23 protein-coding genes and 1 pseudogene are annotated in these 24,238 nt (G+C 64.7%); 12 read left to right on the forward strand and 12 right to left on the reverse strand.

Annotated features, from left to right (window positions below):
* The first annotated feature begins 38 nt into the window (after positions 1 to 38).
* Positions 39 to 929: a LysR family transcriptional regulator gene (locus JVX90_RS03100; protein WP_205331000.1), complete on the forward strand. Its 891-nt coding sequence runs from the start codon at positions 39 to 41 to the stop codon at positions 927 to 929.
* Here JVX90_RS03100 and JVX90_RS03105 read toward each other — a convergent pair.
* Together JVX90_RS03105 and JVX90_RS20675 are read right to left on the reverse strand one after the other, a co-directional pair.
* Positions 926 to 1,438: a DUF4822 domain-containing protein gene (locus tag JVX90_RS03105; RefSeq protein WP_205331001.1), complete on the reverse strand. Its 513-nt coding sequence runs from the start codon at positions 1,436 to 1,438 to the stop codon at positions 926 to 928. The genes JVX90_RS03100 and JVX90_RS03105 overlap by 4 nt on opposite strands.
* Positions 1,439 to 1,557: 119 nt before the next feature.
* Positions 1,558 to 2,002, reverse strand: a pseudogene (locus JVX90_RS20675) (LysR family transcriptional regulator).
* A gap of 102 nt (positions 2,003 to 2,104) precedes the next feature.
* On the opposite strand from JVX90_RS20675, the gene JVX90_RS03115 reads away from it, so the two are divergent.
* Complete coding sequence (locus JVX90_RS03115) at positions 2,105 to 3,229, forward strand: MazG family protein (protein ID WP_205331002.1); 1,125 nt, start codon at positions 2,105 to 2,107, stop codon at positions 3,227 to 3,229.
* On the opposite strand, the gene JVX90_RS03120 is transcribed toward JVX90_RS03115, so the two are convergent.
* A complete protein-coding gene (locus JVX90_RS03120; protein ID WP_205331003.1) occupies positions 3,230 to 6,319 on the reverse strand; it encodes a DUF3427 domain-containing protein in 3,090 nt (1,029 codons plus the stop codon).
* A gap of 628 nt (positions 6,320 to 6,947) precedes the next feature.
* Between JVX90_RS03120 and JVX90_RS03125 the strand changes: the two genes are divergently transcribed.
* Entirely contained in the window at positions 6,948 to 7,397 is a 450-nt protein-coding gene (locus JVX90_RS03125) for a pyridoxamine 5'-phosphate oxidase family protein (RefSeq protein WP_240194038.1), read from the forward strand.
* On the opposite strand, the gene JVX90_RS03130 is transcribed toward JVX90_RS03125, so the two are convergent.
* Positions 7,377 to 8,615: a hypothetical protein gene (locus JVX90_RS03130; protein WP_205331005.1), complete on the reverse strand. Its 1,239-nt coding sequence runs from the start codon at positions 8,613 to 8,615 to the stop codon at positions 7,377 to 7,379. The two genes, JVX90_RS03125 and JVX90_RS03130, sit on opposite strands and share 21 nt — an antisense overlap.
* Before the next feature lie 411 nt (positions 8,616 to 9,026).
* Between JVX90_RS03130 and JVX90_RS03135 the strand changes: the two genes are divergently transcribed.
* Positions 9,027 to 10,358, forward strand: coding sequence for an HNH endonuclease signature motif containing protein (locus tag JVX90_RS03135; RefSeq protein WP_205331006.1), 1,332 nt, complete (start codon positions 9,027 to 9,029; stop codon positions 10,356 to 10,358).
* Between the two features lie 46 nt (positions 10,359 to 10,404).
* Here the strand turns inward: JVX90_RS03135 and efeB are convergent, their stop codons facing one another.
* The 6 genes from efeB to JVX90_RS03165 form a co-directional block, all read right to left on the reverse strand.
* On the reverse strand, positions 10,405 to 11,700 hold the full coding sequence (gene efeB, locus JVX90_RS03140) for an iron uptake transporter deferrochelatase/peroxidase subunit (RefSeq protein ID WP_205331007.1): 1,296 nt from the start codon (positions 11,698 to 11,700) through the stop codon (positions 10,405 to 10,407).
* Positions 11,700 to 12,926: an iron uptake system protein EfeO gene (gene efeO, locus JVX90_RS03145; RefSeq protein WP_205331008.1), complete on the reverse strand. Its 1,227-nt coding sequence runs from the start codon at positions 12,924 to 12,926 to the stop codon at positions 11,700 to 11,702. The genes efeB and efeO overlap by 1 nt, the downstream gene beginning before the upstream one ends.
* Positions 12,927 to 12,969: 43 nt before the next feature.
* Positions 12,970 to 13,890, reverse strand: coding sequence for an iron uptake transporter permease EfeU (efeU, locus tag JVX90_RS03150; RefSeq protein ID WP_205331009.1), 921 nt, complete (start codon positions 13,888 to 13,890; stop codon positions 12,970 to 12,972).
* Between the two features lie 93 nt (positions 13,891 to 13,983).
* Positions 13,984 to 15,093 (reverse strand): SRPBCC family protein, encoded by a 1,110-nt coding sequence (locus JVX90_RS03155; RefSeq protein WP_205331010.1) that lies wholly within the window; start codon positions 15,091 to 15,093, stop codon positions 13,984 to 13,986.
* The gene (locus JVX90_RS03160; protein ID WP_205331011.1) at positions 15,090 to 16,313 is read right to left on the reverse strand and encodes an oxygenase MpaB family protein; all 1,224 of its coding nucleotides are present in this window, start codon (positions 16,311 to 16,313) and stop codon (positions 15,090 to 15,092) included. Before JVX90_RS03160 ends, JVX90_RS03155 begins: the two co-directional genes overlap by 4 nt.
* Before the next feature lie 64 nt (positions 16,314 to 16,377).
* A complete protein-coding gene (locus JVX90_RS03165) occupies positions 16,378 to 16,971 on the reverse strand; it encodes a TetR/AcrR family transcriptional regulator (RefSeq protein WP_240194039.1) in 594 nt (197 codons plus the stop codon).
* A gap of 112 nt (positions 16,972 to 17,083) precedes the next feature.
* On the opposite strand from JVX90_RS03165, the gene JVX90_RS03170 reads away from it, so the two are divergent.
* From JVX90_RS03170 to JVX90_RS03190, 5 genes are all read left to right on the forward strand, one after another.
* Positions 17,084 to 17,833 carry a lytic murein transglycosylase gene (locus JVX90_RS03170; protein WP_205331012.1) on the forward strand — a complete coding sequence of 250 codons (750 nt, stop codon included), beginning with the start codon at positions 17,084 to 17,086 and terminating at the stop codon, positions 17,831 to 17,833.
* Positions 17,834 to 17,932: 99 nt separating this feature from the next.
* A complete protein-coding gene (gene eno / locus JVX90_RS03175; protein ID WP_205331013.1) occupies positions 17,933 to 19,210 on the forward strand; it encodes a phosphopyruvate hydratase in 1,278 nt (425 codons plus the stop codon).
* A 19-nt stretch (positions 19,211 to 19,229) separates the two neighbouring features.
* Positions 19,230 to 19,817, forward strand: coding sequence for a septum formation initiator family protein (locus JVX90_RS20535; RefSeq protein WP_240194040.1), 588 nt, complete (start codon positions 19,230 to 19,232; stop codon positions 19,815 to 19,817).
* Complete coding sequence (locus JVX90_RS03185) at positions 19,814 to 20,335, forward strand: DUF501 domain-containing protein (RefSeq protein WP_205331014.1); 522 nt, start codon at positions 19,814 to 19,816, stop codon at positions 20,333 to 20,335. Before JVX90_RS20535 ends, JVX90_RS03185 begins: the two co-directional genes overlap by 4 nt.
* Positions 20,332 to 21,282 (forward strand): Ppx/GppA phosphatase family protein, encoded by a 951-nt coding sequence (locus JVX90_RS03190; protein ID WP_205331015.1) that lies wholly within the window; start codon positions 20,332 to 20,334, stop codon positions 21,280 to 21,282. Before JVX90_RS03185 ends, JVX90_RS03190 begins: the two co-directional genes overlap by 4 nt.
* A gap of 8 nt (positions 21,283 to 21,290) precedes the next feature.
* On the opposite strand, the gene JVX90_RS03195 is transcribed toward JVX90_RS03190, so the two are convergent.
* Positions 21,291 to 21,728: a MarR family transcriptional regulator gene (locus JVX90_RS03195; RefSeq protein ID WP_205331016.1), complete on the reverse strand. Its 438-nt coding sequence runs from the start codon at positions 21,726 to 21,728 to the stop codon at positions 21,291 to 21,293.
* 159 nt (positions 21,729 to 21,887) lie between these two features.
* Between JVX90_RS03195 and JVX90_RS03200 the strand changes: the two genes are divergently transcribed.
* Entirely contained in the window at positions 21,888 to 22,670 is a 783-nt protein-coding gene (locus JVX90_RS03200; protein WP_240194041.1) for an alpha/beta hydrolase, read from the forward strand.
* Positions 22,671 to 22,684: 14 nt separating this feature from the next.
* On the opposite strand, the gene JVX90_RS03205 is transcribed toward JVX90_RS03200, so the two are convergent.
* The gene (locus JVX90_RS03205) at positions 22,685 to 23,254 is read right to left on the reverse strand and encodes a TetR/AcrR family transcriptional regulator (protein WP_205331018.1); all 570 of its coding nucleotides are present in this window, start codon (positions 23,252 to 23,254) and stop codon (positions 22,685 to 22,687) included.
* A gap of 58 nt (positions 23,255 to 23,312) precedes the next feature.
* Between JVX90_RS03205 and JVX90_RS03210 the strand changes: the two genes are divergently transcribed.
* Positions 23,313 to 23,744, forward strand: coding sequence for a PaaI family thioesterase (locus tag JVX90_RS03210; RefSeq protein ID WP_205331019.1), 432 nt, complete (start codon positions 23,313 to 23,315; stop codon positions 23,742 to 23,744).
* Complete coding sequence (locus JVX90_RS03215) at positions 23,741 to 24,220, forward strand: pyridoxamine 5'-phosphate oxidase family protein (protein ID WP_205331020.1); 480 nt, start codon at positions 23,741 to 23,743, stop codon at positions 24,218 to 24,220. The genes JVX90_RS03210 and JVX90_RS03215 overlap by 4 nt, the downstream gene beginning before the upstream one ends.
* Positions 24,221 to 24,238 lie beyond the last annotated feature (18 nt).

Raw genomic sequence — 24,238 nt, forward strand, 5'->3', positions numbered from 1 at the left:
AGCGAACAGTTCTTGGCGTCAACGTTTACGATCACTTCATGATTGACGTGTCTGCCCTGCAAGCGCTCCGTGCACTGGCTGATCTGGGGACGATGAACCGTGCGGCCGACGATCTCGGCTACACAGCGTCTGCGATCTCTCAGAAGATCAAGCGCTTGGAGTCGGAGGTCGGCGTGAAACTGATCGCCCCGGCGGGACGTCGGGTGGTGCTGACGCCTGCGGGGCGTGCGCTCGTGGAGACGACGCCGATGGTGGTGCAGGCGCTGGAACGGTCGATGTCGGCGGCACGATCAGCGGACGCCGGGATCCCGCGTGGTCGTTTTCGGATCGTGTCGTTCTCTACCGCGGTCCGTGGCATCGTTGCGCCGGTGTTGTCCGATCTGGAACGGAGCTATCCCGACCTGCGAGTTGAAGTGACCGAGGCGGATCCCGTCCCGGCGGTGTACGCGGTGGAGTCCGGCGGCGCAGATCTCGCATTGGTCCACGACGCGGACGGTGTTCCGACCCCGGTCTCCGCGGGTGTGCGGCCGTCGCTGCTGCACACCGACGTCGGGGACCTCGCAGTGCCCGCCGACCATCCGCTCGCCGGCCACGAGGGGCCCGTCGGCCTCGAATCACTCGACGGCTGCCGCTGGGTGACGAGCCCACCCGGAACAGTCTGTCACCAGTGGTTCCGTCGTATGTTCGCCGGAGACGGCCCGGAACCCGACGTTGTGCATTCCGTCGACGACTTCAGCACGCAGCTCGCACTGGTCGCATCGGGTGGGGTGGTCGCGCTGATTCCGCGGTTGGCTCGTCCCGCAGTTCCCGACGGGGTGGCGATCCTTCCGTTGCGTCACGCACCGCGCCGCGAGGTGTACGCGGCGTGGCGACGCAGCGCGGAAGACGATCCCGCGCTGCGCGCCGTTCTGGCCGCGCTCGGGCGTTAGGCCTTCGGCTGCGCGTGGTCGGTCGGGGTGTGGATGATGTCGACGTAGGTGGCCTTGTCGCCCTCCACTGGGTAGGTGCGATAGGTGAACTCGGACGATGTGAGCGTGATGATCTCGGAGTCGCGGGTGAACTTGACCGTGCCCTTGTCGTCCTTCGAGACGATGGTGCGGATCTTGCCGTCTGCGGATACCTTCCAGTCGCCCTGCATCTTCGGTGCGTCCTGCAGGGTGTACATCTGGAACGTGCCGTCGGCGTTGAAGTAGGCGAACCCGACGTAGTTGGAGGCCGACTTGTCGGTGAGTGGAACGTCTTTGCCGTTCTGGTCCTTGGCGCCGGTGGTCTCCCACGCGGTGGACGAGAGGATCGACGACGGGGTGACGTCCTGCGTGGACACAGACGACGTCGCCGAGTCGGCGGAGGTTGAACTGTCGTTATTGCTGCACGCTGCGAGCGGGACTGCGATGAGGGCTGCCGCGGCAGTTCCGGCGAAGATCCGGGAAAGATTCATGGGGTGCCTTTCAAGGGATGAGGGGCACGGTTGCCGCCTCGTGACTAGATAACTTCCACGATCCGGAATTTGTTGGATAGCGTCAAAGACTCGTTATCGATAGTCCTGATAGATGTCGTCTATGCGCCGCGGTGTTCGGTGACGAGTTCCCGAACGATCGCGTCGAACGCTCGGGATGCGCTCGACTGGTAGTCGGAGTCACGGCGCAACACTGTCACATCCCGCGTCGGCAATTGGGGCGTCACCGGAATGCGTTCGAGTTCAGTGTGATTCAGGGTGATCGCGTATGGAAGCACCGTCAGCAGCGGTGCGCTCCGCACGGCCTCGATCAGGGCGCTCGCTGAGCTCACTTCGATGAGTCACTCGCGGAGGGTATGCCTCGCCCGCGTCGGTCAGGCGGACTGCGCGGCCTGACCGGTCCACGAGGGCCACGCCGAGCGACTTCTCGAGCTGCCGGATCTGCTGGGACAGCGTCGGCTGGGGGATGTGAAGCGATTCCGCGGCCCGTGTGAGACTGCCGTGATCGGCCACGGCGAGCAGGTATCGGATGTGCCGCAACTCCATTCGTCGACGATAGTTCGTGTCGCGCGTCGTTGAAGCGCTGACCGGCGACGTTCACCGACTAGGGTCATCTACGAACTGGTATGTCTGCGTGGAGGATTGATCATGACCGTCGTTCTGCTCGACCCGTCGCGCCCCGACTTGGTGCCGGCAGGCGCCGTGGCACTTCTGTCGACGACGGTCGCCGTCACTGAAGACGTGCACCCGAATCTGTTGTGGCAGTTGGGCGACTACGTTCTTGTCGGCGCTGACGAGCGCAAACTCGAAACCGTCGTCACCTCCGACCCGACGCATCCGGTAGTCCGAGCCCGTATCGCCGCGGGAGAGCGTGTTGTGCAGGGTGAGGTGGTGCGCGGAGCCCCGTTGATGCGGGCGGTGGATCTGATGGACCGCCTGCGCCGCACCGGGCCGTGGGAGAAGCGGCAAACACACGACTCGCTCCGCCGCTACCTGCTGGAGGAATGCTACGAACTGCTCGATGCGATCGAATCGGGGACGCGCGACGAACTGCGGTCCGAACTCGGCGACCTGCTTCTCCAGGTGTTGTTCCACGCGCGTATTGCTGAGGATTCAGCAGACGGCGCGTTCGACATCGACGACGTGGCGCAGAGCTTCGTCGACAAGGTGTCGTATCGGACCCCCGGAGTCCTCGACGGTGAACATGCCGACCTCGAACGGCAGATTCAGGAGTGGGAGGCCGCTAAGGCCGCTGAGCGCGCGAAGGGCAGCGTTCTCGACGGGATCGTCACGACCCAGCCCTCCCTCGCGCTCACACAGAAGCTGTTCGAGCGACTCGCCGGTGCAGACTTCCCGATCGTCGCCGTAAGTCCGTCGCTCTACTCGGTGAACGTCCCGTACCGTCGCCACGCGACCTCCAGTGTGGAAGACGAGCAACGCCGCCGTGCGGTGGCGCTGATGGACCTCGTGCGTGCCGCAGAGGAAGCCGCGACCGCCGACGGCGTCGCGCTCCGCGATGAGAACACCTGGCGCAAGTACCTCGGGATGGACTACGACGAGTCACTGTTCGGCGATGATCTCACCGACACCGGCGAGATCCCCATCGTCGTTGTCGACGAGCCCACCGAAGACGACGTTGAATACGAAGACGTCTCGTTCGACAAAGACCCCATCGTCGCAGGTAAGAAGCCGAAGAAAGTCAAAGGGATCGCAGTCGGAGCCGTCCCGCCTGTAGTCGTTGTCGAGAAGTGGAGTGCTGCGGAGGAGGGCTGATCAGCCTGCGGTTACCTTGGCTTCGTTGAAGAACTCTGCCGGCATTTCGCGGTGGAGCCTCCATATAGCTGAAATTGGACGTTCCCCCTCGTGGCTGACCAGCGTGGCGGGCCCGAGGAAGGTGTACGGATTCGGCCCGAGCTCGTTTGACGTGGTGTGGCGAATGAATATGAGGATTGTCGATGTTCCGTTGACATAGCGTTGCCCGGCCGGTGAACTCAGCGATGTTCTGTTCTGGGATTCCCAATGGATGAGCGACCGGCTGATCGGGTAATCGCGGTACATGGTTGACGGGGAGAATGACTTTTCGGTCTTCTGAAGACTGATGAAGAGCGCATCAGAATTTAGGTGCTTGACGTACTTCACTCCTTCAACGAACGAACTGGGCTTAAAGTCGAACGATGCAACATCTAGGCCAGCAAGGGCCTCTTCGCGCGAGTATCGAGCGTGGACGCGTAGAGGAAGATGGGACAAAGTGCCTTCCAGCGGATGCGTTTCGTGACGTGCTTCGCCGAACGCAACATCGACTACATCGAGGATGTCTCGTTGGATCGCCACATCCGCTCTAAGTGCCTGCAGGCCGGCGTCAAAAGTTGCGTGACCACCCCCGTTGGGCCACACACTGAAGTGCATCATGCGAGCGAGTAGGCGGGTCTGGTCATCCAGTGTGTCGTACGACAGTCCGCTGGTAGTGAGCAATGCCCGATAGGTGTGTGCGCGCAGAGCGTCGTCGACGTGGGCAAATGCTTTGATGCGTTTGAGTGTGTCTGCCTCGATCTCGCTTGGGGTGGACCCGATCAACCCCGCGTCGCGCCGAAGTTTCGCCCACGATCCGCGATTTTTGCCGGACTTGAGGATGTCAACAAGTGTGAGGCCAGTGTCGCCGAGGTATTTGCTGAGCGGCACGTCGCCGATGGTGCGAAGTTCGGACACCATATCGGGCCAACGCATCGCCAGCTGATTCTTGAGATTTGCGATCACTGACGCCTGCGTCTGCTCGTCCAGGACGATTCGGCACCCCGACGGAAGGTATGGGAAACGATTCTTGGCGGCGTCGATGATCCGGCCGCGTGGCAGGCCAGTTATCGACCGGATCCGACGGTCCCAACGGAACTCGTCGCGCTGGACTCCGACGAAGTCGAGAACCGTGAGGACGGGCTTGTCTGGCCGGCTGCGGAGTCCTCGTCCAAGTTGCTGAAGGAAGATTGTTGCGCTTTCGGTTGGGCGCAGCATGAGGATCGTGTCGACGTCGGGGATATCGAGACCTTCATTGAAGACGTCGACTGAGAAGATGACGTTGACACTCCGAGTTCGGAGGTCTGCGATTGCAGTCGCACGAGCTGCTGGGTTTGTGTGGCCGTGAACGGCCACGGCGCGGATTCCTGCCGCATTGAATCTTTCGGCCATGTACTCGGCGTGGGCGATGCTGACGCAGAACCCGAGGGCGCGCATGGATGATGGCGATACGATCTTGTCCGCGACCGCGGTTAGGACCATGCGTACTCGCGCGTCGTCGCCCGTGTAGAGCTTCTCGAGCTGCGCTGCGTCGTAGCTTCCCCTTAACCACGTAACACTTGACAGGTCCGTTCCATCGGCGATACCGAAGTAGTGGAACGGACACAGGATCTGTGCGCCGAGAGCATCCCAAAGCCGGAGTTCGCTGGCGATTCGACCGTCGAAGAACGCTCGAACGTCTACGCCATCCGCTCGTTCGGGCGTTGCTGTGAGTCCGACGAGTTCACGAGGCTGAAGGTGGGCGAGGATTTTGCGATAGGTTGCTGCTTCGGCGTGATGGAACTCGTCGATGACGACGATGTCGAAATGGTCTGCAGGGATCTTGTCCACTCCATACGCGGTGATCGACTGAACGCTCGCGAAGACGTGGTTCCAGCGTTCCGGCCGGGCGCCGTCGACCCACGTTTCGCCGAAGTTGGCATCACCGAGCACCTCCCGGAAAGTGCGGAGGCTCTGTTGAAGGATCTCCTTGCGGTGAGCCACGAATAGAAGGCGTGGCGGTAGGTTGCTGGCCTCGGCGAGGTGTCGGTAGTCGAGTGCAGCGAGCACGGTCTTGCCGGTGCCTGTGGCTGCAACGATCAGGTTCTTCGTTCGATTGTGGACACTGCGCTCTGCCCACAACTGTTCGAGCATCGCTTGCTGATACGGGTACGCCCGCACGTCTAGGTTCGACAGGCTCAAGGTCGCGCGATCGGTAGTGACTCCACCAGTCGCAGATGCGCGGAGTGCATCGTCGAGGCGGTCTCGGTGCACGTCCGGGAGGTACTCCTCGAATGCAGGGTCGTCGTTCCAATATGTATTGAACGTCGACGCGAAGCGATCGAGCAGGCTTGGCGTGGCGATCCGGGACAACCGAACGTTCCATTCGACCCCATCGATAAGGGCAGCGTTCGACAGGTTGGAGGACCCGATGTAGGCCGTGTCGTACCCGCTGTCGCGGTGGAACATCCAGGCCTTCGCGTGGAGTCGAGTTCGCAGTGGATCGTATTGAACGCGGATCTCGGCGCCGAAGCGTCGCACCATTCGGTCGAGCGCTTCGCGTTCGGTCGAGCCTAGGTAGGTGGTTGTGATGATCCGGAACGGCTTGTCCGCCTCCGCGAGTTGCTCGAGTTCCCTTTCCAGCAGGCGAACGCCACTCCATCGAATGAATGCGCACACTAGGTCAACCCGGTCTGCTGAGGCGATCTCTGTGGGGAGCTCGTGGCCTATCGAAGGCTCGCCGTTGCCAGCATTCGTTAAGAGCGCAACCTCAGACAAGGGAGTCTCTGGACGGACCGCAGTGCGGTCGAGAACACCTAACGCAGGTTCGACGAAAACCCTGGTCAATTGTTCAGCTGGGTCGACAGCGGAGTCTGCTGGCGAATCGATCGCACGGAGGATCCGGTTGGCGATGGATACGCGGTCGCTGGCCTTCGCGGAAGCGAGGGCGCGAAGGACCTTGTCGCCAACGTGACGTGCGAGGACGTGGGCCAGATCGGCTGGATCGACCTTCGCAGTCTGGTGCTGCGCATCCACTGCGGTGAGGTCTGAGCGCAGCGATTGCGTGACGAGTCGTTCGTAAATGCCTGGTTCCACGACGTCAGTGTGTCACTCGCCACCGACAGAGTGTCCACGGCCTAGCCACGGGTGCTCGGTATCGACGATGACTTCGTTTTGCTTGGTGAAGCGCCATAGATCGCCGATCTGTCGGTCCGTTGGGGATTTGCGTATCGATCGCATTCTTGACTACCTGGCTGGTTGAGGTTAGCTGCCCCAGCGCGTTGGCGATTGTTGCCGAGAACCATCGACAGTTGGTGGTTTGGTGGCGCGGCGCCACATGATGGAGGTAACGCGAGGAGGGGCGATGGCTGCGTACCGAGTGAACTTGGTCGAGACGGTCCGTAGGACGGCAGTCATCGAAGTACCTGACGGGTTCAACCCTTTCGGCGATGACGGGCGTGAACGGCTCCTAGATGCTGCCCGCGACGTCGCAGTGGAGGTCGAGATCGAATTGACTGATGCAGTTGTGATGGAAAGTGGTCCACGCGACCGCGTGGACTATCGGCTGTAGAAGTCCGTAGGTTGCAGAGTCGAGCCGTTCGGCGATGGTCTCCTGCAGAAGCGAACCGCAGACCGTCATGTGGATGGTGTTTGGAGGGTAAGTCCTCGGCGATCTGAAGCCGCCATCCCACCGTTTGGTGGACGTGCAGCGCGATCTGTGGTGATGATCGAAGTACGTACCTACGTCGAAGGGACCGCGATGCCGGAGATGAGCAAGCAACAGGCCGAGGATTTTCTGCGAGACGTTCACGTTGGGGTGTTGGCCGTGGAGCGGAAGTCGAACCCGCCGCTCGCCGTTCCGATCTGGTATGACGTGGACGAAGCCGGTGACGTCTTCGTCTGGATGGATGAGAGCTCGTTGAAGGCCAAGCTGCTGCGCAAGGCGGGGCGGGCGACGTTCACCGTCCAGAAGGAGATCGACGGCTACGCCTACGTGAGCATCGAAGGTCGGGTGACCTTCCTTCCGCCAGACATCGCAGTGATGCAGCGGATCGCCATTCGATACCTCGGGCCCGAAATCGGCGCGCAGTACGGCGAGAACAGCACGGAAGACGGGGCGACGATCGTCGTCGTCCACGCGGACCGCGTCAGGTCATTCGACTTCGCCGGCTGACGGACGGCGCACCAACTCCAGCGCCACTGACAGGCACACGAGGGACACGAACAGCCAGCCGATGGAGTTCATCGTCACCGGCCTCAGCAGGACGAGCAACACAAGGCCGAAAGCTGTTGCCCCGCCGACGATCGCCGACCGGAATCGGTCGACGACGCGACCGAACGCGCCGGTGTCGCCACCGTTTTGATCGAGCGCAGCGCGGACACGGGCGAAGCCCGAGCCCACGACGGTGCGGAAGGCCGTGGCGAAGCGTGACGGTCCGTGGAACCATGCGGACACGGCTACGAGGGCCCCGAGAACCGCCAACACGCGCACCGTCGTTGATACAAGAACGGTCAGCTGGACGAATACGATGTCTGCCACCGCGGCAGGCGCGTAGGTAGGGCTTATCGCGTCCGCGAATGCCAGACCGGCCCAATGGATGGTGATGGCGAGCGCCACGAACAACACCGCGAAGATGGCGGCCGTGATTGACAACGCGCGACGCCGTCGATTCGCGACCAGCACACCGGCGGCCAGCAGGCCGAGCGAGACCCACGGCAACCAGTAGCCTGCGACGACTGCGTCGCGGTAGACCAAGCGGGCAGTCCCGAGGTCGACGGACTGTACGAGCACAACCGGCTGCACCTGGACGTTGACCCGATCTAGGAATGTCAGTCCACGATCGATCAGGATCGACTTCAACGATTCGACGAACGGCTCGAGGTGCAGTGTCAGGTCGCCGCCATCGGAAAGCTGGACGGCGTGGTCGGGATCGGCGTCCAGCACTGCTGTCACGTGCAGATGGCTCAACCTCAGGCTCGACTCCCAGAGTTTTGAGAATTCAGGGCTTCTCACCAGTCGCTCGGCGGTCGAGCTCATCAGCGAGCGGACGCCCGCGACGGCCGGCCCCTGCAAAGCGTCGAGGGCAGACTGCAGCGCAGGCGGGGCCCCATCGGTACTGGCTCGTGTGAAGAGCCCGCCGACCAGGCCTGGAACATCCACCTGACTCTCCACTTGGGCGACGATCTGATCGGCCACGTAGTCCTGGACCGCGACCTCGTCGGCTAGTGGGGCGAAGGTCGACACGAAGCGCTCGGTATCGACCAGATGTGAGTGCGCCCACGAGCCGATGGTCGCGACCGGAGCCAGGATCAGTCCGGAGGCGATCATCACGAACGCCAGAGCGGCACGGATGCGGGACGGGCGGGGGCGTGCCTCGGTGGGAGTCGTCACCGAGTAATCATCGAGTAGCGCGGGTGGAAAGACTACTGGGATCGTCGAAATAGGTTCCAATGCAACGTGTTTGGCTATTGAATCGATGATGGTGAAATCGAACGTACGTTTTTGTCAGGGGTGATCTATATCATGTTGGTAGTTCCCGGTTGACGCCGGGGCGCAGGTTCTTTGACAAGTCGATAGCGCGCTGCAGTCAGGCGAACCCGTTACAGACTGCTCGTTCCTCGGGTGAGAGTGCGGGCCGGGGGAGACTCGCAGCGGCACAGGCCGGGCTGGTGACCCGGCACTTCGTGACCGCCGACGGGCACCACCCGGCTTTGGGTGGGTGGTGTCGTCGGAGGTTGCTGCCCTGGACCGCACGACGGTTCGTTCTGTTGCCACACACCTTTGGCTTGAAGGGGGTTTGTCATGTTCACGTCTATTGTGCGCGAGCTCACCGACAGAATCGTCGACGAACTCGCACCACCCACCACCGCCGAGATCGACTCCGGGCAGTCGCCTCGGTTGGCGTGCCGACTGGCGTCGGCGAGCAAGGTAGGCACCGATGACGCCGAGATTCTGTCGGCGATCGTGGGAGTCGCCCGGGCCCGCAATGTTCTCGACGCGGCCCAAGCGCAGTTGGTGCGCGCCGCTGAGCGGGCGGGGATCCCGTTCCGCACACACCTACGGTCAGCGAAGATGCTGCTGACCGAGATCGGCGTCCCGCCTGCCGTCGCGGCCCGGACGGTCCGCAATGGGCATCATGCGGAGCGGTTTGAGAACATCGCGCGTGGGATGCGGGACGGGTCGATGTCGGCGGAGATCGCCGATGCGATCGGAATCGGTGTTGAAACCGTTGCCAAGCGGGTTCCGCTCGATCCGGACGAGCAGCAGCGGTTGGCCCGCAAGCTCGCGTTGAACACCACACCCGCCGAAGTGAAGACCGCGGCAAAGCGGGAGGCGATCGTGTTGGCCGCAGACTCCGACGATCCGGATCTGGTTCCGGCATCAGAGAACCCGGAACTCAATGAGATGGCGTTGTATGTCAACGACGAGGGGCGCGTCGAGGCCGCCCTTGATCTCGACGTGGTGACCGGTGAGGAGTTGAATGCGGCTTTGGATCCGTTGTGCAGGCCGGTCCCTGAGCCGGACGGGTCACCCGATCCGAGGTCGGCCCGGCAGCGTAGAGCTGATGCGCTCGGGCAGATCATCCGGACGTACCTGTCCGGATCGGACAGGCCTACCAGTGGCGGTGTCCTGCCGCACGCGTCGATCGTCATACCCGCAGTCGGTTCACCAGGCGATGGGGTCGCCAGGCTCGGGTTCACCGGGCCGGTGTCTCCGGCGACGGTCGCGTTGACCTTGTGCACCTCAGCGGTCGCCAGGATCACCGTCGACGGCGACGGTGTCCCGCTGGATGTGGGGCGTGAGCAGCGGTTGATGACACCAGGTATCCGCAAAGCCCTCGCCGCGAGAGACTGCGGCTGCGCCTTCCCCGGGTGCGGGCGACCCGTGACCTGGACAGACGCCCACCACTGCACACCCTGGTCAGAAGGAGGGGCGACCAGCCTCGGCAACGGAGTCCTGCTGTGCAGGATGCACCACACGTTGATTCACCAGACCGGGTGGGAGGTCTTCATCGGCCACGACGGCCACCCTTGGTTCCTCGAACCAGCCGACCCGGCACGACCAGGTCGGCCGCGAGTGCCGATCAGATCGCACGCCCGACGGACGATGACCGCGGATCCTGCGGCCGCGTGATTCGCCGGCGAGTAGAAAGGTCGCCCGGCGGCAGCAGCGGCTCAGGTCAGGAGAACAGGTGCTGGCCCCACCACTCGCCGTCCTTGAGGCCCGGCGGGATCGCGAACAACGCGGAACCGTTGGGGATCAAGTACTCGGTCATCGCGTCCTTGCGTGACAGCTGGTGCTGCATGGGAACGAACTGCTTGAACGAGTCTCGGTTGAACGCGATGAAGAACAAGCCGGCATCCAAGTGGCCGAAGCCGTCGGAACCGTCGGTGAAGTTGTAACCACGGCGGAGGATCTCCACGCCGTTGTTCGCAGTCGGGTGTGCAAGCCGAACGTGGGCCGTCTTCGCGATCAGCGGAGCGCCCGAGGAGGTGATCTGGAAGTCGGGTTCGTCGAACTCGCCGTCCTGGCCGATCGGGGCGCCCTCACCCTTGGTGCGGCCGATGATCGTCTCCTGCTCCTGCAGGTTCGCCCGGTCCCACGGCTCGATGTCCATGCGGATCCGGCGCGCGACGAGGTACGTCCCGCCGGTCATCCACTGCGCGGCAGGCGGGTTGTCGCTGTCGCCGACCCAGACCCACTTGTCGAGAGTGTCCGTGTCCTCAGCGCGGATGTTCGCAGTGCCGTCCTTGAACCCGAACATGTTGCGGGGAGTGTCCTGCGAACGGGTCGTCGCCGAGGTGCGGCCGAACCCGAGCTGCGACCAGCGGACCGACACCACACCGACACCGATGCGGGCGAGGTTGCGGATCGCGTGGACAGCCACCTGCGGGTCGTCGGCACAGGCCTGAATGCAGATGTCGCCGTACGAGCGCGACGGTTCGATCTTCTCCGTCGCGAACGCGGGGAGATCGGCGAGAGCCGCGGGTTTGCGCCCGGCGATGCCGAAGCGGTCCTTGCGGTTCGGGTCCGAGGCGCTCTGCCCGAACAGGCCGGGGCCGAAACCGATCGTGAGGGTGAGATGGGCGGGGGAGAGCCCGAGAGCTTCGCCGGTGTCCGCGGGCGGCGTGTACTCGCCGAGCCCGAGGGCACCGTCTTCGACAGTCTCTTGTCCGCGCGTCATCCGCTCTGCTGCGGATGTCCACTTCTTCAGCATGTCGATCAGATCGTCACGCGAATCGGTGATGACGTCGAACGCCGCAAAGTGCAGACGGTCCTGTGCGGCGGTGACGATGCCGGCCTGCCGGTCGCCGCGGAAGGGCACCGTCCGATCCGTATCGCCCTCGGCGGCGTCCGACGACGCCGAGTAACCGCCGAACGCGCCGACAGCACCGCCGACGACGATGCCGGCACCGGCCGCGCCGAGAACTGCGCGTCGCGAGAACTGGCTCTGCGAGCCCTCCCCGTCAGCCATTACTTCTGCAGGACGATGCCGGGAACCTGCGACAGGCTCGCCGACAGCGCGTCGATCTTGTCCGACAGGTCGCGACGCGTCGCGGCGTCGACCTTGTCGTAGGAGCGGTATCCGTCGCCCTCGCGCAGCGCGTTGATCGCGGAGCGGATGGCCTCGAACTGCTGGGTGATCTTGTTCATCAGCTCGGGGCTCGACTTGGAGATCATCGGCTGCATCTCGGCGATGAGAGTCTCGGCGCCGTCGATGTTGGCGGCGAAGTCCCACAGGTCGGTGTGGCTGTAGCGGTCTTCCTCGCCGCCGACCTTGGTGGCGGCGATCTCGTCGACCAGCGCCTGCGGGCCCTTCACGAAGCTCTGCGTCTCGAAGACGAAATCGTCCTTGTTGATTTCGGTCTGCAGCACCTTCACGTTCGCGAGCAGGCCGTCCGCGATCTTCGCGATCTGGTCTTTGGTGTCCTTGACCTTCGCGTCAGCGGCATCGGCCGGCGAGATCTGTCCCTCGGCCTCACCGATCTGCGAGGCCTGCGGCGGGAACAGGAAGCGTTCGATGCGGTGGAAGCCGGTGAACTCGACCTTGCCGTCCTCGGTGTCGTCCCAGCGCATGTCGATCAGCGGATCGAGATCGGGGAAGCTCTCCGCGACCGGCTCCACGCGCTCCCACGAGGTGCGAACCTGGCCGAAGGTGTTGCGAGCGGTCTCGAGGTCGCCGGACTTCACGGCGTTGACGAAGGTGTCGGTCTGGGCGACGAGGGCGTCGACCTGGCCGCGGACGTACTCGAGGTAGCGAGCCTTGGCGGCTTCGACGTCGGCGGGAGCCTCGCTCTTCGCCTTCTTCTCGCCGGTGACCTTCAGATCTTGACGGATGCCGCTGCCGACCATGCCGGGCTTGCACGCGACCGTGTAGGTGCCTGGCTCGACGATCTCGACGCCGAGCTTGCCCGTGAGGCCGGGGCCGATGTTCTCGACTTCACCGAGCACACGATTGTTCTGCGCGTAGATGTAGAACTCGGTGACCTTGGCACCGGAGTTCTTGACCTCGAAGTTCACCTGGCCGGTCTGGGCCTCACTGGTCGACAGGGTGCAGCCGTCGTCGGTCGAGGTGACGGTGATGGCGCCTTCGCTGTCCGACTTCGCCTCACAGGCGGCCAGCGCGATCGGCGTCGCGGCGGCAAGCCCGACGATCGTCGCAGTGCGAAGACCGCGAGAGAACGTTGACGAGATAACCATTGGGTGATTCCTTTCGAGGGTCGAACTCGGGGGGAGCGGAAGGTCAGGACGAGGCGACGGTCTCGTCGTCGGCCTCTGCAGGTGCGGCCGACGGCGGTGCGTCGGTCTTCGCGGGGGCGGGTGTACGGCCGCGTAGGACGAACGCGGTACCGACGATGACGATGTATCCGACCCACACGATCACCTGCAGCCAGGACGGCTCGGGCCGGAAGTTGAAGATGCCCTGCAGTACCTCTCCGTACCAGGAGCTCTGGTCGTACACGGAGGTGATGTCGAAGGCGGTGTTGTGCAGGCCCGGAAGCCAGCCGTACACCTGCAGCGCGTGGACGCCGTACGACGCGATACCGGCGGCGACGACGATCAGGAACAGTCCGGTGTAGAAGAAGAACCGGTTGAAATTGATGCGGATCGCGCCGCGGTACAGCAGGAACGTCAGGCCTACGGCGACGAGAACACCGAGGAGAAGGCCGATCAGCGGCCACGGACCACTGTCGCCGCTCTCCGCATAACCCACCATGAGCAGGGCCGTCTCGAATCCTTCGCGCCCGACTGCAAGGAACGCCAGGCCGGTGACGGCGGCGCCGCCCGCACCCATGGCGTTCTCCAGTCCGGACTTGAGTTCACCGGAGATGCTCGCCGAGGCCTTGCGCATCCACAGGACCATGAATGTCACGATCACCACGGCGACTAGCGAGGCGAGGCCCGCGATCAGCTCGGCCGCCAGCGACGACATCGTCGACGTGCCGAACTGGATGATGAGGAAGGTGCCGATCATCAGAGCGAGCGCGCCCGCCACGCCGAGCCAGATCCATTTGAGCGCGTCCCGCCGGTCGGATTTCACAGCGAACGCGACGAGGATCATCACGACGATGCCCGCCTCGAGGCCCTCGCGCACGCCGATCAGCCCACTGCCGAACATCTGTGTGGCGACGGACGGTCCAGCGGAGTCGGCGAGCGTGATCATCGGTGTCGGCTTTCATGAGGCTAGGCGTGCCTTATGGCAGCGACTCAGAATAGCGCAGCCTCAGCTATGTGAAAACCGCCGACAGGACGAAAGTCAGGACGCCTTTTCCAAGGCCCTGGCGAATGCCTCGAAACGGTGTCGTCCGACGTCATAGCCTTTTCGGGCGAGAAGCGAGTCCCTCAGCTGCGGATGGACTCTCGCGGCCAACCCGGTCCACCACGGCTTGTGGGAACGCGGGAGGTCGGCGATTAGCAGATCGGATGCTGCGGTGAAGACGGGCGAAAGTCGAAGATAGTCGGGACGAAATGCCCGCAGGTCGACGTCGCCGTATCGCATGCGGTGAACGTCGGCGAGGGCCCTGGGCAGGTCGGCATCGATGTGCGCAGCAACGCCGGCGAGTAGTCCGGACATCACCGGAACGTATGGCCGACGCTCATCGTTCCGCTCACACGTCGACCACGCCCGCTGCCACATCGGCTCGCATTCTCGTCCGGCCTCGTAGTCGGACAGGTTTCTCGTGTAGTACTCGTCGAACACCGGAATGAGATCGAGAACCCAGTCTGGATTGTCGACCTCGCCGCGGTCGCAGGCATTGATCATCTCCTCGGTGACGTAGGAGTAGACGCGTGCGAACCACTGCTTCGGGTCTTCCTCGGCGGCGAGACGTCGGGCCGTCGCCCGTTGGGTGTCGAGAACGGTGAGCGCCTGCGCACGCAGTGGCACCGCGTCGCGCCTGGTCCTCACCATGATGTTCGGGGGATCGACGGCTTCGGGAGGTTCAAGCAGAGCGAGTGTGTCGAGTGACTCGCCGAGCTGGCGCTTGATCGTGCGCGCGACCGCAGCGGTGATGACGGCGGACACCAGCTGCATTCGTACTGTCCACGTGACGCGGCACCCGTCGGAGGTGGTGGCGAGCGCCAGTTCGCCGCGGTGGTCGAGCAGGGCCGGCCCGCCGTCGTGCACTCGATACGCGAAGTGCGATGGGAACTCAGAGCTCTCGACGACTTCTTTGAGTCGGGCACGGCCGCCCGGAAGCGTCACTGTGCGCAGTGTGCCCACTCCGTCGGATCGGTCGCCGACGCCGGGCTCGAACAGATCGATGCGGGCCGTGGACCATCGGTTCATCTGCTCCGGGACGGTCAGCATCGTCCATGCCTGTTCGCGTGAACACCGGAGCGTCCGCGTGACGGTGAAGGTCGTCATGCGACGCCCCGGTACCGGTCGGCGTCGGGCGAGGTGAGGTCCAGGCCCAGTTGTGAGGTGACGATCCGCAGTTCGCGTTGCGCGACGGCCACGTCGGACCCGAGTACTCCCAGTGTTCGGAGGACCTCACGAGACCGGACGAACGGCCGTGCGAGGACCACGACGTTGCGAAGCGGCGTCGCCCGCAATCCCATCGCGGTCGCGATCTCCGGTTCCACCCATCGGGTCGAGACGCCGGCGAAGAGCGGCCGGAGGATCGGTCGCGTGACCGCGTGGACGGCGCCGTTGATCGTGGCGGACATCGGACGGAGGATCCGAGGGAGTGGGACCTCGGTGCGGTAACCGTCGGCCAGTAGTGCGGTGACCAGGGTCTGTGCCTGCTCGTCCGGTTCCATCCGGAACTCGCGGGCGACGACGTCGATCTCGCGCGCGTCGGCGAAGTTCCTCGGAAGCAGCTCGTCGTCGACGCCCATCGTCCATCCGATCCATCGCCAGAGATGCGTGATCGCCTCCTTGTCCGCCTGTGAGTAGTGGAGGCCGAAGTCCCCGGCGATTCGCAGCGGCAAGGCGAGGAAACCCGCGGTGATCGTGAACTGGCAGTACGTCTGATTGATCGGCACGCCCCACCGCTCGACGTCCCAGCCCTGCCTTGCGATGAGGTGATGGCGAACCAGGGCGTGGACGAGCCGGATCCGCAGCGTCTGGATCCATCCGGGGCCACCGACGTCCATCAGTCCGGGAGCTGTCGCCAGGGCCACCCAGCGTGCCGTGCTCTGCACCCGGTCCCAGGTTCCCTCGGTGAGGCGGCCGGTCTCCGTGAGAGGCCGGGTGAATCCGCGTGCCTGGTAGCCGTAGATCAGTGACTGGTAGAGCGTCGACGACTGCAGTGAACCGAATCGCCACCATGCCGTGGCTCCGGCGTGGGCGAGTGCGGGGTCGAACCAGGACGGGGGCTGCGATGTGTGCGCGATGAACTGTGCAAGGGCCGCCGGCATCGGCGACGTCGGTTCGTCGAGGGCTCCCACGACGTCGCTCCAGTGCATCGCTTCCGGAGTTCCCTGTGCTGCGACGTATTCGGCGACCACCGCGTCGGCGAGGGCGTCGCCGCGCATCAGTCCGTCGGCCATCGCCGACGCCCGCTCGGGATGGGCTTCGGCGACGGTGTGCCAGTTCTGTGCGCCGGTGATCTCCGCTGCCTGGTCGGATGTGATCGTCCTCATAAAAGACAGTGTGTCCTTTAGTGAGACGGACGTCAAGAAACGTCTCTGTTCGGCGTCGTGCCGGTCACGGATTGGCGGCGGACAGTCCTGACCACAGGAGATCTGCCACGTGGTCCACGAGCTCGTCTCGGGGAATGTCGCGGGTGATCGACCACCACTCGACACTCGCTGCGACCGCGCCGATCATCGCCCGTGCCCACACCGGCGCGGGAGAGGGATCGAGGGACCTCGCCACGAATCCCGCAGACAAGACGTCGGAGAGCATGGACTCCACGAACGAGCGTCCGTCGGTCCGCCAGCGCGTGGCGAGGGCGCCCGCGAGCTCGGGAGAAGATTCGAACCAGGTGGCGAGCAGATCGACCGATGCTCGGGTCTGGTCGCGCGGGGTGGCCGAACTGCCCGCGACGTCGCGCATCGAGCCGACCAGACGTACCGCGTGTCGCGCCGCGAGAGCGTCCAGAAGTGCGTCACGGTCGGCGAACGCCGCGTACACCGCTGAACGCGTCAGCCCGGCTCGGCGTGCGACCTCGGCGAGCGACACGTCGGCTCCCGACGACGTGATCGCATCTTCGGCAGCGTCGAGAAGCGCTTCACGTCTGGCGTCGCGGTCCAAGGGAGGACCAGGCGGTCTGCCGCGTCTGCGGTTGATGTCGCTCACAGATGAGACGGTACGGGGAACCTCGGCGGGTCGGCTGGCGTTGTCTGACTGATGTGGCACGCTTGTGCCCGGCCCGGTAGTGGCTCGATTTCCTCGGAAGGACTGATCAGCTGTGTCGACGGCTCGACTCGTGCGACGCCTCGCGCTTCCTGCGGCGACTGCCGTCGTCGCAGTGACGGTGAGTGCCTGCAACGTCGAGATGCCGTGGGACGGCCCCGAGATCCCCGACGGCGTACCGCCGGGCCCCGGCGTCCAGCAGCCGTTCATCAACATCCATTCGCCGGGGCGGACAGCCGACCTGATGCGCGACTGGGCGTCGCCGATCTCCGAGGAGACGCACATCCCGCTGACGTCGCTGGAGGCGTACGGCAACGCGGCGGAGATCCAACGACAGCAGTACCCCGAATGCGGCATCACGTGGACGACGATCGCCGGGATCGGCGGCGTCGAAAGCAAACACGGAACGCACAAGGGCGCGGACGTCGAGCCCAACGGCGACGTCACCCCGCACATCCGTGGACCGCAGCTCGACGGAACCAACGGAAACTGGGAGATCCTCGACACCGACAACGGGGTTATCGACGGTGACAAGAAGTACGATCGTGCTGTTGGCCCGTTTCAATTCATTCCCGAGACGTGGAAACGGTTCGGTGTCGACGCCAACGGCGACGGCAAGGCCGACCCGGACAACATCGACGACGCAGCGTTGTCTGCGGCGCGCTATCTGTGCGTCTCGTCCGGAGGAGACATGACCACGCCGGAGGGCTGGGAGAAAGCCGTTCTGACGTACAACAATTCGATGGACTACGTGCTGCGTGTGCGCAATCACGCCAACGCGTATTCGGTCAACGTCAGGTACTGAGTGTTGCCCGTCGCGGCAGCCATTACGCTAGAGCCTGTACCCGCCGACAATGCTCCCAGCAGCGGAGTCGGCACGACCATCTGAATGGGGTTGGAACAAGTGGCAATTATCGAGCAGGTCGGCGCGCGCGAGATCCTCGACTCCCGAGGCAATCCGACGGTCGAGGTGGAAGTGGTCCTCGACGACGGCACGTTCGCTCGCGCGGCGGTCCCGTCGGGCGCGTCCACCGGTGAGCACGAGGCAGTCGAGCTTCGTGACGGCGGTGATCGCTACCTGGGCAAGGGTGTCACCAAGGCTGTTGAGGCAGTCCTCGGCGACATCGCCCCCGAGGTGATCGGCATCGAAGCAGACGACCAGCGAGTCCTCGACCAGACTCTGGTCGACCTGGACGGCACCCCCGGAAAGTCCCGCCTCGGAGCGAATGCACTGCTCGGCGTCTCGCTGGCGGTGGCCCGTGCGGCAGCCGAGTCGGCAGGCCTGCCGTTGTTCCGTTACGTCGGCGGCCCGAACGCCCACATCCTGCCCGTTCCGATGATGAACATCATCAACGGCGGCGCACACGCCGACAACGGCATCGACTTCCAGGAGTTCATGATCGCCCCGATCGGTGCTCCGACCTTCAAGGAGTCGCTGCGCTGGGGTGCCGAGGTGTACCACGCGCTCAAGTCGGTGCTGCACAAGCAGGGCATGAGCACGGCGCTCGGCGACGAGGGCGGTTTCGCACCCGATCTGCCCAACACCGAAGCTGCCCTGAACGTGATCGCTGAGGCCGTCGGCAACGCCGGTCTGAAGTTCGGCAGCGACGTCGTCGTCGCCCTCGACTCGGCATCCACCGAGTTCTACCGTGACGGCGCCTACCAGTTCGGCGGCAAGGCCCTGGGCGCGCAGCAGATGATCGACTTCTACGGCAAGCTCATCTCCGACTACCCGATCGTGTCCATCGAAGACGGGCTCGCCGAGGACGACTGGGCCGGTTGGGCAGCGCTTACCGAAGCGGTCGGCGACAAGGTCCAGCTCGTCGGTGACGACCTGTTCGTGACCAATCCGGAGCGCCTCGAGCGCGGCATCAACGAGGGCATCGCAAACGCCCTCTTGGTGAAGGTCAACCAGATCGGCACCCTGACCGAGACTCTCGACGCCGTCTCCCTCGCTCACAACAACGGCTACAAGTCGATGATGAGCCACCGCAGCGGCGAGACCGAGGACACCACGATCGCCGACCTGGCAGTCGCATGCGGCTCCGGACAGATCAAGACCGGCGCACCCGCTCGTTCGGAGCGCGTCGCGAAGTACAACCAGCTTCTCCGTATCGAAGAGGGGCTGGGCGACGCCGCACGCTACGCCGGTGACCTGGCGTTCCCGCGCTTCACCGTCTGATCGTGCTTAGCTGAAACACATGGGAGGATCGTCGTCCGGGCGCAGCAGTCGGGACCGGAGTGACCGTCGGACGCCAGAGTCCGCACGGTCACGTCCGCGCACCCGACGCGCCCGGTCACGATCCGACGACGACCTCGACGTCCTCGTCGACGCCGTCGCGGATAAGCGGCCGCCGACTTCACGGGGCTGGGCGTCGCGTGAGACGTCGCGGCCGTCGCGCGTGTCGAGGTGGGCTCGCGTGGATCCGAAGCGGGCCGCGATCATCGGAATCGTCGTCGTCTTCCTCGCGCTGACGCTGGCTGTGCCGCTGCGGACCTACCTGGCTCAGCGGTCCGAGTTCAATCGGTTGCAGGAGTCGAATGCGGCACTGTCCGCAGAGGTGGCCGACCTGCAGAAGAAGGTCACCGAGCAGAACGACCCGGCATACATCGAGGCGCAGGCGCGCGCCCGACTGCAGTACGTCAAACGCGGCGAGAAGCAGGTCGTCGTGATCGCGCCGAACAGAGAACAACAAGACGCCGCGGACGAGGCGGAGCGAGTGCGCGCCGCCAACCCGTGGTACCAGAACATGTGGGATGCGGTGTCTACACCGCCGGAGGGCAAGTGAGCGTTTCGGACAACGACCTGGCAGCCGTCGAGAAGCAACTCGGCCGGACTCCGCGAGGCGTGCTCGACATCAGTTATCGAACACCGGACGGGCAGCCCGCGGTGGTGAAGACCGCACCGCGACTGCCGGACGGCACACCTTTCCCGACCCTCTACTACTTGACCGACCAGCGGCTCACTGCAGCCTGCAGTCGCCTCGAATCGGGCGGCGTGATGCGGGGAATGCAGGCGAGGCTCGCTGACGACGCCGATCTCGCCGCAGCGTACAAGGCGGCGGGGGAGAGCTATCTCGCTGAACGCGACGCCATCGAGTCGCTGGGCACGGACTTCACCGGCGGCGGGATGCCGGACCGGGTGAAGTGCCTGCACGTTCTCGTGGCCCACGCGTTGGCGAAGGGGCCGGGCGTCAATCCGTTCGGCGACGAGGCCGTCGCGATGATCGCCGACGAGGACAAACTGCGCGGCATCGCGGTTCCTGCAGACTGGCCCACGTTCAGCGACGCGGTCGAGACGCCGTGACTCGAGTCGCCGCCGTCGACTGCGGAACCAACTCGCTGCGTCTGCTGATCGCTGAACCGGCATCGGACGGGTCACTCGTCGACGTCGCTCGCGACATGAAGGTCGTCCGTCTCGGGCAGGGTGTCGACGCGACCGGTGAGTTCGCGCCGGAGGCCATAGAACGCGTCCGTGTGGAACTCGACGGTTACGTCCAGCGGATGCTGGACGCCGGAGTCGAACGGGTCCGCATGGTCGCGACGTCGGCGACTCGTGATGCCGGGAACCGGGACGAGTTCTTCGCGATGACTGCTGACTCGCTGGGCCGTGTTCAGCCCGGTGCCGTCTCCGAAGTGATCTCCGGCGACGAGGAGGCCAGGCTGTCGTTCCGAGGCGCGGTCGGGGGGCTCGATGCGGCCGACGGGCCATTCGTCGTCACCGACCTCGGCGGTGGCAGCACGGAAGTGGTTGTAGGCGACCTGTCGACCGGGGTGCATGGTGCTCACTCGTCGAACATCGGGTGCGTCCGCCTCACTGAGCGCGCCCTCCACTCGGATCCGCCGACGCTCGACGAGCGCAACGCCGCGGTCGGCTACGCGCATGACGAACTAGCTAAAGCGTTCGACGCAGTCGACGTCTCCTACGCACGGACATGGGTTGGTGTCGCGGGCACGCTGACGACGTTCGCGGCGGTGCACGCGGGCTTGGATCACTACGATCCCGAGGTGATCCACCATTCGCGGATCGGTCTCGCCGAACTGCACGCACTGTGCTCACGCATCGTCGCGATGACCCGCGACGAGCGGATGGACCTCGGGCCGATGCACCCAGGGCGCGCCGATGTGATCGGCGGTGGCGCACTGGTCACGCAGGAGTTGGCCCGCAACTTCGCCGATCGTGCCGGGATCAGCGAGATGGTGGTCTCCGAGCACGACATCCTCGACGGCATCGCACTCGGTCTCCTGGACTGACTCGGAGTTCAGCGCAGGGCCGAGGCGACGTCAACGAGAAAGCGGTCGACGATGTCCATCTCATCAGCGCTGTAGCCGTTGGCAGCGTCACGGATCCGGTTGAAGACAGGCTCGAAGAATGATTCGCCTAGATCACGAGCTGCCGGCGTGACAACTAGGACGACCCTACGTCGATCGACGTCGTCCCGGCTGCGTGTGACGAGTCCGCGACGGACGAGCCGGTCGACCAACGCTGTCGTCGATGCAGAGTTGACGGCGAGATGCTCTGCGAGCCAACCGGGGGTGGCTTGCAGGCCGGATCGTTCGCGGTCGAGCAGCCCTATCAGCGCGCGCACATCTGTGGTGTTCAGCGCGTTCGCTCGTGCGAAGTCGGCCGCGAGCATGTTCGTCTGCAATGTCACTGCCCGCAGGAGGTGGATCGTTCTCATCGCGGTGTCTGACGTCATGTCTCGATGCTAGACAATATTCACTCGACAAACTAGTCTCTCGATTATCGAGAGAAATTGGAGTCTGCGGTGAGAGTTTCCCAATCGACTGGCGTCGAGTTTCAGCGACGGTACGAGGCGGTTCTGGCGAAGTGGCCGTCAGGTGTCTCAAGTCGTGTTGTGTCCAGCCGCTTCGGAAGCACTCGGGTGAACGTCTGTGGCGCCGCGGACGGACGCCCGACGGTTCTGCTGTCGGGTGCCGGTGCGACATCGACGGTGTGGTTTGCCAACGTTGCGGCCCTCGTTGACGATGGGCATCGTGTGTATGCGATTGACATGATCGGTGACGTCGGCGCCAGTGTCGCCACGAATGCGCCGTCGACGACGGGCGAACTGGTCGACTGGCTGTCGGACACGCTCGACGGACTGGGGATCAGGGCTGCATCGTTCGTAGGCCATTCGTACGGCGCGATGGTCGGGCTCGCCTTTGCCCTGGCCTCACCGGGCAGGGTGCACAACCTCGTACTGCTCGACCCGACCTCGTGTTTTGCAGGGATGGCGATTCGGTACCTGCTGCATGCGCTGCCGGTGTTGATCCGGCCCTCCGCCGAACGCCAATCCGCGCTCCTCGTATGGGAGTCGGGCGTGGGTCTCGACCCGGATTGGATCGCGCTGACTTCCTATGGCACGGAGCACTGCGCGACCGCGAAGACGGTGGTCCCCAGACGGCCGTCGCGCGAAGCGCTCGCGGCGCTGTCCATACCGACAACGGTTGTTCTGGCGCCGGACAGTCGCGTGCACGATGTCCGAGCCGTGGAGCAAGGAGTGCGCCGCAGTCTGCCGGAGGCATCTGTGACAATCCTGCCGTCGGGGAGCCACCACGGCTTGCCGATCGATCCGGCGGACGACGTGAACGCCGCGATCATTGCAGGCCTGAGTGTCGGGCCCGGCCTCGTCGACTGACGGTGCTCATCCGGTCACCTGCCGACGAGGACGGCCGTTGCAAGACCGCGGACGAGTTCGATCTCACGGTCGCCGGGTGGTGTGCCCGCCTGAAGGCGCCGCCGGACGACCGCCAGGGGCAGTTCGGTCATCACGAATGCGATCTCGTCCCCGGTAGCGGCGGTCTGGCCGGTCAGTGATGTGACGATGGTCCGCAGGTCGGCTTCGGTCGTGGTCTCGTCGGACCGCTGAGCAGGTTCGCCGTCGGCGTCGAAAGTGCGTGGCCCGGCCTGGAGGACTTGGGCCTTCTCCAAATTGTCTCGGCACCACTCGACGACCCACGTCGACGCCTCGACGGCGTCATGGACTGTCGGGCTTTCGCCTACCGCCTCCAGGTACCTCTGGCGGAACTCTGCTGTGGTGCGCAGCCAGACTGCCTGCAACAGGCTCGCCCGGTCGGGGAAGCGGTAGTAGACGGAACCGTTCGTCGCTCCGAGCCGGTCCGCTACCGCTGCGAGTGTCACCGCGCGGACGCCCTGCGCGGCGAATACTGAAATGGCGGCGTCGATGAAGTCGTCGGCGTCGTGCTTGGCAGGCCTTCCCATAGTTGTGGAGTATATGCTCTACTAGTTCTAGAGTGTTCACTCTATTAGGAGGTGTGACATGTCGTCACCGAACTTCGGCTTCGCCGCCGCTGCGCAGGTCCTAGCCTCGCAGCCGTTCAACAGCCTGGTAGGCGCCACGATCGAGCGGTTCGGCGGAGGTGGAGCGGTCCTCGAACTGGAGATCCGAGACTGTCACCGGCAGCAGTACGGCATCGTCCACGGAGGCGTCGTCGCCTATCTGGTCGACAACTCCCTGACCTTCGCGTGCGGCACGGTCCTCGGCGCCGACATCATCACCAGAAGCGTGTCCGTCACCTATCTGGCGGCAGCCAGGGCTGGACTCCTGCGGGCCACGGCCACTGTCGCGTCGCATGAACCGTCGGCTGCGACGGCGACGGTTGTGGTCCACAACGTGATGCCGGACGGGACGGAGCGCGAGTGCGCCGTCGGGCAGGGAAGTGCAGTCGTCACCGGAGGTCGGCCTTCATGATCACCGATCGCCAGTGGACACAGGCGAGACAGATCACCCGTCGTGCAGTGCGGTCGTCGTTGCACTGCAGCATCGCGAGCGTCAACGCCGACGGAACGGCGCATGTCACCCCGATCGGCTCGCTTCTGCTGGGTTCGCTCGGCCACGGGATCTACTTCGACGTGTTCAACGCCCGTCTCTCGGCCAACGTGGACGGGCGGCCGGAGGTGACGATCCTCGCCGTCGACAGCGGGCGGATGGTCTGGGGGCGGGCGCTGCTGAGTGGACGGTTCTCACGGCCTCCGGGGATTCGGCTGATCGGTACGGTCGGCCCGCGACGGCCGAGCTCGCCCGAGGAGATCGCACGGTTCCATCGCGCCGTCGGCCCGCTGCTGCGGACGAGAGGCGGGGCCGCCGCGTGGGCTTCGCTCACGCGAGTTCGTGACGTGCACGTCAACCGGATCGAGAAGATCCGGATGGGGCAGCTAACTCCGTGACGCGATTCGACCCGGAGA

Origin of the sequence: Gordonia sp. PDNC005, from assembly GCF_016919385.1 — a bacterium.
Lineage (GTDB): Bacteria > Actinomycetota > Actinomycetes > Mycobacteriales > Mycobacteriaceae > Gordonia.